This is a genomic window from Bartonella sp. AU16XJBT (assembly GCF_028618665.1).
In the GTDB taxonomy this organism is placed as follows: domain Bacteria; phylum Pseudomonadota; class Alphaproteobacteria; order Rhizobiales; family Rhizobiaceae; genus Bartonella.
On record NZ_JAQITF010000019.1, the window covers coordinates 1 to 16,184 of the forward strand.

Consider the following 16,184-nt stretch of genomic DNA (forward strand, 5'->3'; position numbering starts at 1 on the left):
GTGAACACGGATACGGTTAAAATCACGATGTAATCAATCCAGCCCCCAAATGACACGATGCCATCGCCCAGTAAAAGCATTCGCAAGCGATTTTTTGTTGCTGCATCTACTTGCGCCAAAATACGACTCCTGCTTTTTCGTCCGCAGAGCTGATTGGATTGTTGCTTCTTTTTTGCACCTTAAAGGCATCAAGAATTTTTTGTGTCTTAAAGGCATCAAGAATCTTCTGACAACTTAGCAAATGATCATCATCAATGATAATAAAATCAGCAGCAACCATGACAGTGCAAAGCAGCAATGCTGTTCTAATGATTTTGTTCATAGATTCCCCCTTCTGTCTTTCAGTTTTTAAAGTTTAAGCACAATTAAAAAATTCTGCAACGCATAAAGCCTCCACGCCCCTAACTTCCTCTTCTTTTTTACAGATCCGCGTTTTTACGCTTTTATATTTTTACTAAAAAGAAGCCAAACGAAAGTGGCACCCCCGCGCACCACTCTGTAAACAGCCGCTCTGTAAACAATTCTCACCCCCTCCAACAGTTTAACCCAAAGCCCCCACCGTCAAATCACCATCCCTCAAACGACAGCACTTCATCAGACACAACAGACAAGCCCCATTCCCTCACGCCATCCTTTCCGACACCTCACGCACTCCATTCCCCTCTCGTCAACACACTCTCATCTCCCCGTCTCCATACGCATTCTCTCCCATTTCAACACTTTCTCCCTCTCCCCACTTGCGCCACAGCACTTAACACACCTTTTCACCCCAGCTTTCCCCTCCATTCACAAGACTCGTTCCCCCAATTCGTCTTCCCCCATTCCACACCATGATACACGCCCAACCAACCCTAAAGCCTACACAACAACCTTCCACCTCCTTAACTTTCCCTTTCTTTTTTACAGATCCGCGTTTTTACGCTTTTATATTTTTACTAAAAAGAAGCCAAACGAAAGTGGCACCCCCGCGCACCACTCTGTAAACAGCCGCTCTGTAAACAATTCTCACCCCCTCCAACAGCTTAACCCAACAGCTCCCACCGTCAAATCACCATCCCTCAAAGAACCGTACTGCAAAAGGCGCGATAAACAACCCTCCCCTAAAATACCCACTTGCACAAAAAAACACTTAAATTTTTAAATCTATAGACCCAATATCAACCTCAAAAAGTGGTGTTTCACAGAATAAGAGGATAATTCTTGCGATACAAAAAAATTTTTCATTTTCCAAATATTTTCATTTTTCTTGCTAATCTTTTGAAATTCCTTTATCATCTAAAGGATATTTTGTTCGTCTACGCACCGATCAAGAGGGATTAAAGGTCCTAAATCCGAGCGTAAAAATGAGCCCGCTTTGCGGATATCCCGGAGTTCTGGGATTTTTTGTTATGTCCAGGTGCTTGTCTGCACTAAAAGCAAAAAGCTGAGTCAAGTCAGTGTTTTCAAACTCGCGGAATATCAATGCGAGGGCGCTCGCACTTGGCGGGAGGTGCAAAGTGCAAACTAAAAATCCACATTTTCAAACCAAAAATTCAAACTTTGTTGATACTTCAATAGGCGCAAGAATTCGTCATAGAAGAATTTCAATGGGGCTTTCTCAAAAGGCATTAGGAAGCTTTTTAGGTGTGAGTTTCCAACAAATCCAGAAATATGAAAAAGGTTTAAATCGTGTCAGCGCAGGATGTTTGCTTGAAATTGCTCAAAAATTGCAAATGCCGATAAGCTTTTTTTATGCGGATCTTTTAGCCACCGATCTTGCGACAAAAGAAAACCCCTCACATCGTAATCAAGACACCTATAGCGAAAAAGAATATGCCCTTTTAAAAAATTTTAGAGAGCTTAAGCCTAAAAAACAGAAAGCAATTTTGTGGTTGATTTCTAATTAAACAAAAGAGCACATCAACATTATTCGCTCATAAAGCCAACAACAAAATGCTCTTGAAAGTATACGAGAGATGACGATACCTTAAAGAGAAAAAATTCCTACAAGCATTGATCGACAACTCCACGTCTTCAGCGAATTTCCCTCTAGAGGATAAAGCTTCCCCCCGCACCGATTTGTAAACTATAATCCAGCTTCTTACCTAGCGGCTGTCCCCCACTGACATCAGATCACCGTCCTTCAAAGGGCAGGACTTCACAACCCTAAAATATTCAACATACATTCCCACAAAAAAACACCTTATAAATTTATATGCTTGAAGGTCCCTTTAATGGCATATCCCTACTCTAATGGACCATTCTCACCACATCTCAAACACCCTTTCTACGGCATAACAAAATAAAAATTTTAAATTTTTTCTTGCCAATCCCCTGAAATTCCTTTATTGATTGATTTATGTTTTTGACCCCCTACGCAACGTTCAATAGGGAACTAAAAGCCCTAAGCTCTAGCGTAAAATGAACCTGCTTTGCAGGTATTCCGGAATTTCGGGAGTTTTTGCTATGTCCAAGTGCGAGAAACACTAAAAGCAAAAGACTGATTAAGTTCAGTACCTTTAACTCCCGGAATACCAATGCGAGGGTGCTCGCAGCCGGTTGGGGGCTTGCAGTGTGAGCTAAAGGTTTACATTTCAGCGATATTTCTGATTAAGCAAAAGAGTTTATCAAAGAAGAATTGCAATGGGGGACGAATTTTAGTGGAGCTCTCCCAAAAAGAATATGAAAACTCTTTAGAAGCCCGTTTTCAACAAATCTAAAAATATAAAAAAGGCTACAATCGTGTAAGCGCAGGACATTTACAGGAAATTGCCAAATACGAGATGTCCTGATGAGTTTTTATGCGGCTCTTTCAACAGCAAATATTCCCACAAAAGACAATCTCTCACACCGTGATCAAGAAACCTATAGCGAAAAAGAACACATACTTTTGAAAAATTTTAGAGCACTCACACCGAAAAAACAGCAGGCAATTTTGTGGTTGATTTCTGATTAGACAGAAGCGCACACAAACATTATTCGCTCATATACCCATTTCCCCCCTGCTTAAAATTTTTCCTCCCTGATCTCACCAGCCCCCAAACAATGGTATGGCATAGTAGGATATCACCAGATCTCAAACGACAATGCTTTACGGCATAGCATAACAAACACCAAAGTCTTGGGAAGATACTTCAGCATTCTCACCAGAATTTTATCTAACTTCACTGGTCGATAATTTCACTTCTTAAGCAGATTTTTCTTCCAATATTTCCTCATTATCTGCTCCTTTTAGACGAACTGGCAAAGGGCTTTATCTATTATAAGTACGTACATAATAACGCGTTACTCCCGCCTCATCATAATAGACAGTAGACAAGATACCTATATTTATTGGCATTATTTGATAAGTCAAATTGATACCATTTTGCTGTTTGTTTGGTTGATCAGTATAGATCACGCGGTATCCATTGCGTTGCAACAGATCGATAAATAAAGGCGTAAAATTATCTTCTATTTTACTTTTTTTCACAATAAGTGTTGTTTGAGCTGGCGGTAAAGATTGTTTAAGATTGCGAACAAAATCATGAGCAATTAATTTTATATCATCCTTTGTAATATTTCGATCAACATAACTTGATGAATAATTCAAAGATGCACAACCAGCCACCAATACAAGCGGTAATGGTAATAAATATTTTGACATCTTACCCCCTATCAATTGTACCCTCCTCTCTTGAGAAGCTCCTACAGCAAAAATAACAGCAACCTTGCTAAGAATGATATTAACAATGTATCTATTTGTAATCAAGTGATCGTAAATCGATTTTTCACGCGTTTTAAAAAACGACCAGCATCTCTAATAGCGTTCAAAGCGCATGCTTAACATACAAAGTGTATATGTTAAAAATACACAAAACACATGGAAGGCATAGAGTATACATATCCTATATATACACTTATTTCCCTGATATTTTGTATGAATATGGGATTTAAAACGGACTTATCAGTAAGGAAGTTCGTCTATTGGATAACTCTCTCAGCAGATAAAATGACATCTTTTGTCCCCATAACATTGAAATTATCACTTGAGGGAATAGTCATTATTGTTTGAATGTTTAGGTTTTTATAGGCCATTTGGATCCCGAATTTTCCCACTAGCTATCAATTTCTACCGCTAACATTTTTTTATAGTTACTCATTTACTCTCATCATAAGCTGTCTTATGTGCTTTCTAAAGACAATTGTAAATCTCTTGAAAGGACAGAAATAAGCAAACAAAATATTCACCACCCCGCGCCATTCAGTAAACAACCTCTCTGTAAACAACATAACTTCTTACCACTGCGGCCCTCACTTTCAAATCGCCACCTCTCAACGATAGTGTTTTATTAAAGCATGCCTTGCCCTATCCCGAATATTCTTACTCTCTTCCCCCTCCTCAAAAGACTATGTTTTACAGTATAACAAGATAAAAAATGTTCTAATGTTTCTTGCCAATCCCCTGAAATTCCTTTATCACTTAAAAGATATTTTGATCGTCTACGCAGCGATCAAGAGGGAACTGAAAGCCCTAAGCTCTAGTGTAAAATGGCCCCACTTTTGTGGGTATCCCGGGATTCCGGGAGTTTTTGCCATGTCCAGGTGTGTAGACACACTAAAAGCAAAAAAGCTGACTAGAGCTCAGTACTTTTAGACTCCCGGAATACCAACCAACGCGAGGGCGCTCGCATCGGGTGGGGGAAGCAAAGTGCAAACTAAAAATCCACATTTTATCGACATTTCTGATTAAGCAAAAAATTCATCAAAGAAGAATTGCCATGGGGGACGCATTTCAATGGGGCTTTCTCAAAAGGAATTAGGAAGCTTTTTAGGAGTCAGTTTCCAATAAATCCAAAAAGATAAAAAAGGCGCCAATTGTGTCAGCGCAGGACGTTTACAAGAAATTGCTAAAAAACTGCAAGTTCCGACAAGCTTTTTTATGCGGCTCTTTCAACAGCAGATATTCCCACAAAAGAAAATCACTCACACTGTAATCAATATATCTATAGTGAAAAAGAACACGCCCTTTTAAAACACTTTAGAGAGCTCAAACCGAAAAAACAGAAAGCCATTTTGTGGTTGATTTCTAATTAGACAAAAGAGCACATAAACATTATCTCCAACAACGAGGCACACTTCAGTAAAACTTTATCCCCCCTTAAACGACAGTATTTCATCAGATGCAACAAGCAGATTCTATTTCCTCATGCCATCCTTCATCTCTTCGCACCACAGTCTTTTGTATACGCCCGAGCCTATCCACACGCACGCTTTCCATTCTCCATTCCTATCTCTCCAATCACCACACCAACACGCCCCCTCTTCCCCCCAACACATCTCTCCATTGACAAACGCTTCTTTCCCCTCTTTCCATCTTCCACTTTTCCCTCCCCTCTTAGCTCCAGCCTTCTCCACTTCTCTTCTCCCTCCTCAACACATTCCACGCCATGATAACAACCCCACATGCCCTCAAGCACGTACAACGCATAAATCCGCTACGTCCTTAACTTCCTATTATTTCTTTACAGTTTCACGCTTTTACATTTTTACATTTTTACAAAATAAAGCCCAATGAAACTTCCAAATCATCACCCCACACAGCTCTGTAAACAAAGATCTTTAAACGATAATCCGGCCTTTTACACAGCGCCCCTGACCGACTCCAGATCACACCACCCCACAAACAAAGCTTAAGTGCAACAAGCCACGTCCTATCTCCTCACACCATGCTTCATGCACCCCTTCACACCAACTCTTTTACACACCATCTCCTCTAACCTATCCATATTCACTCTCTCTATTCTCCATTTCTCTCTCCTCTCATCAACGCACCAACAAATTTACCCCCTTTTTCATCTCCGCTTACCCTTTCATTCACAAGCGCGTTCTCCTCAATCCTCTTACCCCATTCCATGCCAAGACAAAAACACGCACAAGGCATAAATTCTTCATTTCTCTTTTACGGCTACACATTTTTACGCTTTTATATCTTGACAGAACACAGTCAAATAAAACGCCCACCCAGCATCTCACATTGCTCTGTCAAGCATCCAACATCTTGGTAGTAGCTTTCTGACCAACCACGCATAGCCCCGATCAACACACCAGAGAACACCTCAAACAACAGCATTTCATCAATTTCGACAAACAAACTTTTCCTGAATATTCTTACACGCATCCCCATGGGGACACAGAATGAAAGTTCCCACAATACTGATCTACAAGAAGGAAAACGCCTCTAACCAACCATGCAGAGCGCGATCAGCACACCTCAGCGCTCCTCAAACAACAGCATTCCATCAATTTCGACAAGCAAACTTTTCTTGAATATTCTTACACGCGTCCCCATGGGGACACAGAATGAAAGTTCCCACAATACTGATCTACAAGAAGGAAAACGCCTCTAACCAACCATGCAGAGCGCGATCAGCACACCGGAGAACACCTCAAACAATGGTGTTTTATGGCATAAGAGGATTATCACCACCCTCTATACCGTGGAATTTTTCCTATGTTTCAGATAAAAACGCTAATCGATCACCTTGTTTTGTCACTGTCACCGCCGTCTCGTCATGAATTTCTCCAAATAAGATTTTTTCTGCAAGAGGATCTTGAATTTCCTTTTGGATAATCCGTTTAAGCGGACGTGCCCCATAAAGGGGGTCATAGCCTTTATCGGCAAGGAACTGTCGGACTTCTGGTTTGATATGCAAGGTTATGTTGCGTTCATTGAGCAAATTTTGCAAATGTTGTATCTGAATATCAACAATCGCCTCCATATCCTTGCGTTGCAACCGCTCAAAGAGAATAATCTCATCAATACGGTTTAAAAACTCCGGACGGAAAGCGGTTTTCACCACATTCATGACATCGTCTTTTGCTTGATCCACCGTTTGTCCTTCAGGCAAAGCGGTTAAAAATTCAGCCCCAAGATTTGAAGTCATAATCAACAAAGTGTTCCGAAAATCGACCGTTCTTCCTTGACTATCAGTCAAGCGCCCTTCGTCCAACACTTGCAACAACAGATTAAAGATATCAGGATGCGCCTTTTCGATTTCATCGAACAGAATAACTTGATAAGGTCTTCTTCGCACGGCTTCGGTGAGCACGCCCCCTTCTTCATATCCGACATATCCGGGCGGTGCTCCGATCAAGCGTGCTCCTGCATGTTTTTCCATATATTCCGACATATCAATACGCAACATGGCATTAGGATCTTGAAAAAGAAAAGCCGCCAGAGCTTTGGTTAATTCGGTTTTCCCCACACCGGTAGGTCCCAAGAACATGAAAGACCCAAGCGGACGATTGGGGTCCTGCAATCCGGCACGCGCACGCCGTACAGCACGTGCAACAGCTTGAACCGCTTCACCTTGTCCCACGACACGGGTAGCAATTTCATCTTCCATGCGCAAGAGCGCTTCGCGTTCTGCTTCCAACATCCGATCAACAGGAATGCCGGTCCAGCGAGAAACAATCCGCGCGACATGTTCAGCGGTCACCGTTTCTTCAACGAGATGATTTTGCTGGTCATCATTTTCCGCTAAAGTCAATTGTTTTTCGAGTTCCGGAATAACACTATAAGCCAGTTCCCCAGCTTTTTGGAATTGTCCATCACGTTGTGCAATAGCCAAAGCATTGCGAGCTTCTTCGAGTTGTTTTTTCAAATCGGCAGCATGCCCTAATTTTTGTTTTTCAGCCTGCCAAGCCGTTGTCATTTCCGCAGACTGTTGTTCCAATGTTTTGAGTTCTTCCTGCACATTTTTCAAACGCTCTTTTGCTGTTGGCTCTACATCTGTCTTCAAAGCTTCCCGTTCGATTTTTAATTGTAAAATTCGTCGATCAAGGGCATCGAGTTCCTCCGGCTTTGAATCAACCTGCATACGCAAGCGTGCTGCTGCTTCATCGATCAGATCAATCGCTTTATCCGGCAAAAACCGATCCGTAATATAACGGGAAGAGAGCTTTGCTGCAGCAATTAAAGCACTGTCTGCCAAACGCACTTTGTGGTGTTGTTCGTATTTTTCTTTAATACCGCGCAAAATAGAAATCGTATCCTCCAGCGATGGCTCGGACACAAAAACCGGTTGAAAGCGGCGTGCCAAAGCAGCATCTTTTTCGACATATTTTCGATATTCATCAAGGGTAGTCGCGCCCACACAATGGAGTTCTCCACGTGCCAGAGCAGGTTTTAACAAGTTGGAAGCATCCATAGGACCATCGGATTTTCCTGCTCCCACAAGATTGTGCAATTCATCAATAAAGAGGATAATTTGTCCATTTTCGGCTTGCACTTCAGCCAGCACGGCTTTAAGGCGTTCTTCAAATTCCCCCCGATATTTTGCCCCCGCAATAAGCGCCCCCATATCGAGCGCATAAAGTTGTTTATCACGCAAAGTTTCCGGGACATCGCCATTGATAATGCGCAACGCCAACCCTTCCACAATGGCGGTTTTTCCCACTCCCGGCTCTCCGATCAGCACGGGATTATTTTTCGTCCGCCGTGAGAGCACTTGAATGGTGCGACGAATTTCTTCTTCTCGCCCAATGACAGGGTCGAGTTTTCCCTCGCGTGCATCTTTTGTGAGATCACGAGCATATTTTTGCAAGGCATCATATTGACCTTCGGCATGGGGGCTTGTGGCTGTTTTTCCTTTGCGCAGTGCATTAATTGCTTGATTAAGCTCTTGCGGGGTTAACCCAGCCTTTGTGAGAATATCGGCTGTTTTTGCGGACTTTTCCATAAGCAGCGCTTGCAAGATACGCTCCACAGTGACAAATTGATCACCGGCTTTTTGCGCGAGCTCCTCAGCCAGCGCAAAGACTTTTGCCACCGGCTGTGAAAGATAGAGTTGTCCATTTCCCCCTTGTACTTTTGGCAAAGCCTCAAGAGCTTCTTTAAGCGTCTTTTGAATAAGCTTAAGATCCCCTCCTGCTTTTTGGATAAGTGACGCCGCCAATCCTTGAGCATCGTCTAACAACACTTTCAAGAAATGCTCCGGCATAAACTGCTGATGATCCGAAGCCAGAGCATTATTTTGTGCTGATTGTAAAAACCCCTGCACGCGTTCGCTATATTTTTCCAGGTTCATTTTTTTCCTTTCTTGGGGCAACCCTTTAGGCACAACTTCTTGGTCATCGCCACGGCCCTTTTGCTCTCTCTAAACACCCACCAAAAGCTCTCCCCAGCATGTCATAAAAACCGCCCCACCACACGAACACCAGAAACGTTGAAGCATGAAGAACTGTCGTGTTAAAATGAATATGGGTTTTGATCTAAACGAGTGCAAGAGCAAAACATGAAAGAAAAAACAAGAACAAGAAACGCATGCGAAAAGCATTATAGAACCAGAAGATAAAAAGCTAAGATTTTTCAAAAAAGCTTTCCCAAAAAATGACCTCAACCCTTGCGATAAATCGCTCCATTCCCCATCTCCTCATAACATTCACAAGCCCCATTTCCTCACGTCCTTCCTTTCCTCACTTCCTTTCCTCTCACGCACTCTATCCTCCATTCCCATTCCGTCAACACATTCTCGTCCCCCGCTCCGCGCTTGTTCCTTCATTCCCTCTCACGCACCAACAGTGCTCTTCATCGCAATTTATCTCTCCATTCACAAGACGCGCTTTTCCCCATCCTCCCACTCTTTCAAACCACCGATCAACCAACATCTTTTCGCAGAAACCAACTTTTATAAAAGGAATAAGCCAGCCTCAACTTATTGCCAACGTTACATCTGTTGGCTCATGAAGAATTTTCTCATCTCCCCACGCCTAAAAAAGCTCCCCAAAAGCTCCCAACCAGCAGCAATCAATTCCTCTTCAAAAAGCAACGTTATCCCAAAGAACAAAACTTCTCCCCCACTCTGTAAACAAAGGTCTATAAACAACAACCCAACTTCTTACCCCACACCGCCACCTTCAGAGATCCCATCAAACGACGTTATTTCATCAGACACAACAGACAAGCCCCATTCTCTCACGCTATTCTTCACGCATCCCTTCGCACCAACACTTTTACACTCTCTATTCTTCCCACTTTTTTGCCTCGTCACGCTTAAATATAAAAAGCAATCCGACCATCCACATATTGCCAACATGCCCCATCCTTACGCATAAGAATTTTCTCATCTCCCCACGCCTCAAACAACATCATTTCATAAAAGCTTACGAGCAAGCCGCCTCATTCCCTCACATACTCTATCCTCTATTCCCCTCTCGTCAACATACTCTCGTCCCCTCATCTCCATACGCATTCTCTCCCATTTCAACACTTTCTCGCCCTCCCCACTTGCGCCACAGCACTTAACAGCACTTAACACCCCAACTTATCTGTCCATTCACAAGACGCGCTTCCCCCAATCCTCCCCCTCCATTTCACACCATGACAGAAGCCCAACATACCCCAAATCCTTTCCCCACAAACATACACAACACATAAACCTTCCACGTCTTTAATTTCCCTTTTTTACGGCTCCACGTTTTTACGCTTTTACATCTTTACAGAAAAAAGCCAAACGAGACTTCCAAATCACCACCGAATAATCTCCTTGCTTACAAAAATTCCCCCAAAGAACCAAACTTCCCACCCCATACCCTCTGTTTTATAAACGACAACTTAACTTCTTGCCCCACACCGCCACCTTCAAAGATTCCCCTCAAACGACGGTATTTCATCAGACACAACAGACAAGCCACATTCTCTCACGCTATTCTTCACGAGATCCCTTCGCACCACCGCCTTTTGTACGCACCATCCCATCAACACACTTACAACTTACCCCCTCTCCATCCCAACTTATCCCTCCTCCACTCACGCACCAACAGTGCTCTCCATCCCATCTTACCCTCCATTCACAAGACTTGTTTCTCCAATCCTCTCGACCCCATTCCACGCCATGACAAAAGCCCAACACGCACCAAAGCCTCCACAACGCATAAAGCCTCCACCTCCTTCACTTTCTCTTCTTTTTTACGGATCCACGTTTTTACGCTTTTACATTTTTACAGAAATTAACAAATGAAAGGTTCACACCGCCACACCGCTCTGTAAACAATTCTCTACACTTTAGGCCTCTTGCTCACCCCATCCCCCCTTCTCGAAATCATCTCCCCCTCAAAGGACAGTGTGCACAAGACGCAACAACAAACCCACCCCCAAAACATTCAACACACACTTGCACAAAAAAGCACCCCAATGGATAAAATCTATATGTCTAATCAACCTTAAAGATCAGCATTTCACCACATGATCAGATAATTCTTGCGATCCCCAAAATGCTTTCATGTTCCAAATATTTTCATTTTTCTTGCCAATCTTCTGAAATTCTTTTATCATTTAAAGGATATTTTGATCGTCTACGCACCGATCAAGAGGGAACTAAAAGCCCTAAATCCGAGCGTACCATTTAACCCACTGTTGTGGATATCCCGGAATTCCGGGAGTTTTTGCTATGTCCAGGTGCTTGTCTGCACTAAAAGCAAAAAAACTGACTCGGATTCAGTACTTTTAGACTCCCGGAATACCAATGCGAGGGCGCTCGCAACTGGAGGGGGCTTAAAGTGCAGACCAAAAATTCACAGTTTCAAACTAAAAACCCACATTTTATTGATATTTCTGATCAAGCAAAAGAATTCGTCAAAGACGCATAGCCATGGGGCTTACTCAAAAGGCTTTAGGGAATTCTTTAGGGGTGAGTTTCCAACAAATTCAAAAATATGAAAAAGGTTTAAATCGTGTCAGCGCAGGATGTTTGCTTGAAATTGCTCAAAAATTGCAAGTGCCGATAAGCTTTTTTTATGCGGATCTTTTAGCCACCGATCTTGCGACAAAAGAAGATCTTGTCTCAGAAGAAAATCTCTCGCACCGTGATCAAAACATTTCCAACGAAAAAGAATATTTGCTTTTAAAAAACTTTAGAGAGCTCAAGCCTAAAAAGCAGAAAGCCATTTTATGGTTGCTCTCTGACTAGGCAAAAACACAGCCCTCAACATTATTCGCTCACAGAGCCCTTTTGGTAAAATTCAGCCCCCCTCAAAGGAACATACTTTAAAAGGCGCGACAAACAAACCCACCCCTAAAACATTCAACACTCTCTCTTACAAAAAAGCACCCCAATGGATAAAACCTATCTGCTCAATATCGCCCTCAAACGTCAGTGCTTTTACGGCATAACAGAATAAAAACCAATATTCTTAATGAGTTACAACTGATCACACAACTAAAAGTAATTACATTTAACATTGACAATACAACTAAGAGTAATTACATTTAACAGAGAGAGTAAAAAGGAAAGATGACCATGAAGACTGTTCTTTCTCCGCTAATTTCAGAATTCGAAACCGTGGAAGAGGAAACGGATTATACCGCGTGGTTGCGTGAAAAGGTAAGAGTTAGCCTTGCAAATCCTCATCCTACTATCTCACACGACGAAGTTATGGCTGAAATGGATAATATAATAGACCAAATTGAAGCTGAAAAAAAGAAGTCCTAATGTTACCCATTATCTGGTTGGCTTGTGCTCGCGATGATTTAAATAAAATTTTAACTTACATTGCTTATGAAAGTCCACCTGCTGCACGACGAATGAAGAAGTTTTTAGAAGATTCTGTACTCCCATTAGCTGAACATCCATACCTATACCGCCAAAGTGAGAAAGTCCCGGGATTACGAGAAGTTTTAGCCCATCCAAACTATCTTATATTGTACAGAGTAACGAAAACACAAATAGAGATCACCTCTGTGGTACATGCTCGCCGTAAATTTCCTATCTCCACCTGACTTAATAACAATCTAGCGTCTCTCAAGCTCTAAGAAAAACTCTTTTTATACTGATATATCAACAAAAGAAAATGTCTCATATCGTGGTGATGAAAGTCTATCTAGTTAAAGAAAAATACTTACTTTTAAAAAATTTTAGAGAACTCAAGCCTAAAAACAGAAAGCCATTTATGGTTGCTCTCTGATTAGGCAAAAGCACAGCCCTCAACATTATCCGCTCATAGAGCCCTTTTGTAAAATTGATGCCCCTCAAAGGACAGTGTGCAAAAGGCGCAACAAACAAGCCCACCCCTAAAACACTCAACACACACTTGCACAAAAAAGCACCCCAATGGATAAAATCTATATGTCTAATCAACCTTAAAGATCAGTATTTTACAGTATGATCGGATAATTCTTGCGATCCCCAAAATATTTTCATTTTTCTTGCCAATCTTCTGAAATTACTTTATTGATAGGCTTATGTTTTTGATCGTCCACGCAACGGTCAAATAGGGATCTAAAAGCCCGAAAGCTTAATACATGAATTTATCCCGCTTTGCGGGTATCCCGGAATTCCGGGAGTTTTTGCTATGTCCAGGTGCTTGTCTGCACTAAAAGCAAAAAAACTGACTCGGACTCAGTACTTGTTACTCCCGGAATACCAATGCGAGGGCGCTCGCACTTGGCGGGGGAACAAAGTGCAAACTAAAAATCCACATTTTCCAACCAAAAATCCAGATTTTATCGACATTTCTGATCAAGCAAAAGAATTCGTTATAGACGCATGGCCATGGGGCTTTCCCAAAAAACATTAGGAAACTTTTTAGGTGTGAGTTTCCAACAAATCCAGAAATATGAAAAAGGTTTAAATCGTATCAGCGCAAAATGTTTGCTCAAAATTGCTCAAAAACTGCAAGTACCAATAAGCTTTTTTTATGCGGATCTTTTAGCCACCGATCTTGCCACAAAAGAAGATCTTGTCTCAGAAGGCAATCCCTCACACCATAATCAAAACATCTCCAGCGAAAAAGAACACGCCCTTTTAAAAAACTTTAGAGAACTCCAACCGAAAAAACAGAAAGCCATTTTATGGTTAATTTCTAATTAAGCAAAAGTGCACCCCTCAACATTCTTCGCTCATAGAGCCCTTTTGGTAAAATTAATGCCCCCTCACAGTTCAGTAGGCTAAAAGATGCGACAAACAACTCCATCCCTATTCAACATACACGCGCACAAAAAAGCATCCCAATGAGTAAAATCTATATGCTTAATATCAACCTCAAAGATCAGTATTTTACAGTATGATCGGATAATTCTTGCGATCCCCAAAATATTTTCATTTTTCTTGCCAATCTTCTGAAATTCTTTTATCATTTAAAGTGATATTTTGATCGTCTACGCACCGATCAAGAGGGAACTAAAAGCCCTAAATCCGAGCGTACCATTTAACCCACTGTTGTGGATATCCCGGAATTCCGGGAGTTTTTGCTATGTCCAGGTGCTTGTCTGCACTAAAAGCAAAAAAACTGACTCGGATTCAGTACTTTTAGACTCCCGGAATACCAATGCGAGGGCGCTCGCAACCGGAGGGAGTGCAAAGTGCCAACTAAAGATCCACATTTTATCGACATTTCTATAGGCAAAAGAATTCGTCATAGAAGAATTTCAATGGGGCTTTCTCAAAAGGAATTAGGAAGCTTTTTAGGTGTGAGTTTCCAACAAATCCAGAAATACGAAAAAGGTTTAAATCGTGTCAGCGCAGGATGTTTGCTTGAAATTGCTCAAAAATTGCAAGTGCCGATAAGCTTTTTTTATGCGGATCTTTTAGCCACCGATCTTGCGACAAAAGAAGATCTTGTCTCAGAAGAAAATCTCTCGCACCGTGATCAAGACACCTATAGCGAAAAAGAATATGCTCTTTTAAAAAACTTTAGAGAACTCCAACCGAAAAAACAGAAAGCCATTTTGTGGTTGCTCTCTGATTAGGTAAAAGCACCCTCAAACGTTATATTTGTCAATACCCCAGCTTAAAATTCCCATCCCCCACAAAGAGCAGTGTTTTAGGGCATGATAGGATAAATTTATCATAGAAGAGAAAAATGCGCTAAGCTTAAAAAGTAAGCCCCATTATTCCTATAACAATGACACCATCACGATCTTAACTGACAAGGTTAAGAAAGGAGTCTTGCTGAGAGCCCATTTTGCGTTAGCAGGTCTATTGCTAATTTATCAAATGAAACAAAGGTTTCACCGCCTAGCCAATGTCCCTCATAAGATATAATTCCATCAGCAAAATCTCCACCAGCCTCAAGCATAGCAAGCCCGGCTTCAACAGCTGGTCGATTCATGACGACATTACGCGTTGCAAGAAGATTACGAACCATCAAAGCAATCTCTTCTTTTGATAATTTTGCCCCGCGGCGGAGTATCCAAATAAGTTCACAAAGACAAGGCAAAGAAATAGCGATGAGAGAAGCTTCTCTTAAGATCTTACTTGCTATTTCACCTTGCTTTTTATCATCTTGTAAAACAGCGCGGGCTAAAACATTTGTATCTACAGAAATCTTCACTTTTTCCTCGCCCAACCAGAGGCAGCAATTTCGTTCATTTCTTCCACAGTCAGTGTTTTTTTAACTTTTCCGGCAAATCGTCCAATAAAGCTATCAATTGTGCTTGTAGGCTGTGCTGCTTTTATACGAAGTTCACCACCTGGTAACTTTTCAAAGTTGATGCGCTCTCCTGGTTTAACACCAAGGTGCTGGAGTAAATCCCGCTTCAGCGTCACTTGTCCTTTTGCTGTAACAGTTAGTGAAGGCATAGAAAAATCCTCTTAATATAGATATCGTTATTAAGTATATATAAAAAATAATGAAAAATTCAATTACTTTTTAAAATTGCCAAAGCACTATAGGGCAGATCCTGAACATGAGGAATTGTAAGATATATTCGTTTTCATACCGGCAATATCTGATTACACCCGAAAAATAGGAGACCTTGAACTCCTCCCTGCATTAAACAACGGTGCTTTATGGCATAGGAGAATGTGTAGAATTGAAGATGATCATGTTTCATCTATCCACTAACACAAATGCGATCAATAGGAAAAGCTTTTAAAGCAGAAAAACACGCACCATTGAAAAAAAATGATGAGGCCGTAGGTTTTAGCATCCTCCACCTTTTTCTTAAAACAGCAAAGGAATGCCCAATTAGTTGTCAAAATATCCTCGCTAAGTATTCCATACCCTAATATCGATCTCAAAGAACATTTTTTCACAAAAAAAGAGATAATTCTTGCGATACAAAAAAATTTTTCATTTTCCAAATATTTTCATTTTTCTTGCTAATCTTTTGAAATTCCTTTATCATCTAAAGGATATTTTGATCGTCTACGCACCGATCAAGAGGGAAAACAAGCCCTAAACCCTAGCGTACCATTGAACCCACTGTTGTGGGTGTCCCGGGA

12 protein-coding genes and 4 pseudogenes are annotated in these 16,184 nt (G+C 41.5%); 8 read left to right on the forward strand and 8 right to left on the reverse strand.

What is annotated here, in order from left to right; translation table 11 throughout:
* Positions 1–106: 106 nt before the first annotated feature.
* Positions 107–322, reverse strand: coding sequence for a hypothetical protein (locus PVV66_RS08330; protein WP_273760975.1), 216 nt, complete (start codon positions 320–322; stop codon positions 107–109).
* A 1,174-nt stretch (positions 323–1,496) separates the two neighbouring features.
* On the opposite strand from PVV66_RS08330, the gene PVV66_RS08335 reads away from it, so the two are divergent.
* Positions 1,497–1,886 (forward strand): helix-turn-helix transcriptional regulator, encoded by a 390-nt coding sequence (locus PVV66_RS08335; RefSeq protein ID WP_273719316.1) that lies wholly within the window; start codon positions 1,497–1,499, stop codon positions 1,884–1,886.
* 684 nt (positions 1,887–2,570) lie between these two features.
* Positions 2,571–2,935: pseudogene (locus PVV66_RS08340) on the forward strand (transcriptional regulator).
* A gap of 297 nt (positions 2,936–3,232) precedes the next feature.
* On the opposite strand, the gene PVV66_RS08345 reads toward PVV66_RS08340, so the two are convergent.
* A complete protein-coding gene (locus tag PVV66_RS08345; RefSeq protein ID WP_273719328.1) occupies positions 3,233–3,625 on the reverse strand; it encodes a hypothetical protein in 393 nt (130 codons plus the stop codon).
* A 1,044-nt stretch (positions 3,626–4,669) separates the two neighbouring features.
* Here PVV66_RS08345 and PVV66_RS09685 point away from each other — a divergent pair.
* A pseudogene (locus PVV66_RS09685) lies at positions 4,670–5,055 on the forward strand (helix-turn-helix domain-containing protein).
* 161 nt (positions 5,056–5,216) lie between these two features.
* Here the strand turns inward: PVV66_RS09685 and PVV66_RS08355 are convergent.
* From PVV66_RS08355 to PVV66_RS08370, 4 genes are all read right to left on the reverse strand, one after another.
* On the reverse strand, positions 5,217–5,342 hold the full coding sequence (locus PVV66_RS08355; protein ID WP_273719317.1) for a hypothetical protein: 126 nt from the start codon (positions 5,340–5,342) through the stop codon (positions 5,217–5,219).
* 623 nt (positions 5,343–5,965) lie between these two features.
* Positions 5,966–6,112, reverse strand: a complete 147-nt coding sequence (locus tag PVV66_RS08360; protein WP_273760976.1) for a hypothetical protein — start codon at positions 6,110–6,112, stop codon at positions 5,966–5,968.
* A 358-nt stretch (positions 6,113–6,470) separates the two neighbouring features.
* Positions 6,471–9,050 (reverse strand): ATP-dependent chaperone ClpB, encoded by a 2,580-nt coding sequence (gene clpB, locus PVV66_RS08365; RefSeq protein WP_273719319.1) that lies wholly within the window; start codon positions 9,048–9,050, stop codon positions 6,471–6,473.
* Between the two features lie 810 nt (positions 9,051–9,860).
* The gene (locus PVV66_RS08370; RefSeq protein WP_273719320.1) at positions 9,861–10,058 is read right to left on the reverse strand and encodes a hypothetical protein; all 198 of its coding nucleotides are present in this window, start codon (positions 10,056–10,058) and stop codon (positions 9,861–9,863) included.
* Positions 10,059–11,520: 1,462 nt separating this feature from the next.
* Between PVV66_RS08370 and PVV66_RS08375 the strand changes: the two are divergent.
* The 5 genes and pseudogenes from PVV66_RS08375 to PVV66_RS08395 all read left to right on the forward strand — a co-directional run bounded on the left by PVV66_RS08375 (position 11,521) and on the right by PVV66_RS08395 (position 14,707).
* Positions 11,521–11,930: pseudogene (locus PVV66_RS08375) on the forward strand (helix-turn-helix domain-containing protein).
* 324 nt (positions 11,931–12,254) lie between these two features.
* Positions 12,255–12,452: an antitoxin gene (locus tag PVV66_RS08380; RefSeq protein ID WP_244393452.1), complete on the forward strand. Its 198-nt coding sequence runs from the start codon at positions 12,255–12,257 to the stop codon at positions 12,450–12,452.
* Positions 12,452–12,739 carry a type II toxin-antitoxin system RelE/ParE family toxin gene (locus PVV66_RS08385; RefSeq protein ID WP_273719321.1) on the forward strand — a complete coding sequence of 96 codons (288 nt, stop codon included), beginning with the start codon at positions 12,452–12,454 and terminating at the stop codon, positions 12,737–12,739. Before PVV66_RS08380 ends, PVV66_RS08385 begins: the two co-directional genes overlap by 1 nt.
* A gap of 680 nt (positions 12,740–13,419) precedes the next feature.
* A pseudogene (locus PVV66_RS08390) lies at positions 13,420–13,829 on the forward strand (helix-turn-helix domain-containing protein).
* 491 nt (positions 13,830–14,320) lie between these two features.
* Positions 14,321–14,707 carry a helix-turn-helix transcriptional regulator gene (locus tag PVV66_RS08395; RefSeq protein WP_273719322.1) on the forward strand — a complete coding sequence of 129 codons (387 nt, stop codon included), beginning with the start codon at positions 14,321–14,323 and terminating at the stop codon, positions 14,705–14,707.
* Between the two features lie 185 nt (positions 14,708–14,892).
* On the opposite strand, the gene PVV66_RS08400 is transcribed toward PVV66_RS08395, so the two are convergent.
* Positions 14,893–15,291, reverse strand: a complete 399-nt coding sequence (locus tag PVV66_RS08400) for a type II toxin-antitoxin system VapC family toxin (protein WP_100129302.1) — start codon at positions 15,289–15,291, stop codon at positions 14,893–14,895.
* Positions 15,288–15,539: an AbrB/MazE/SpoVT family DNA-binding domain-containing protein gene (locus tag PVV66_RS08405; RefSeq protein ID WP_273719323.1), complete on the reverse strand. Its 252-nt coding sequence runs from the start codon at positions 15,537–15,539 to the stop codon at positions 15,288–15,290. The genes PVV66_RS08400 and PVV66_RS08405 overlap by 4 nt, the downstream gene beginning before the upstream one ends.
* Between the last annotated feature and the right edge of the window lie 645 nt (positions 15,540–16,184).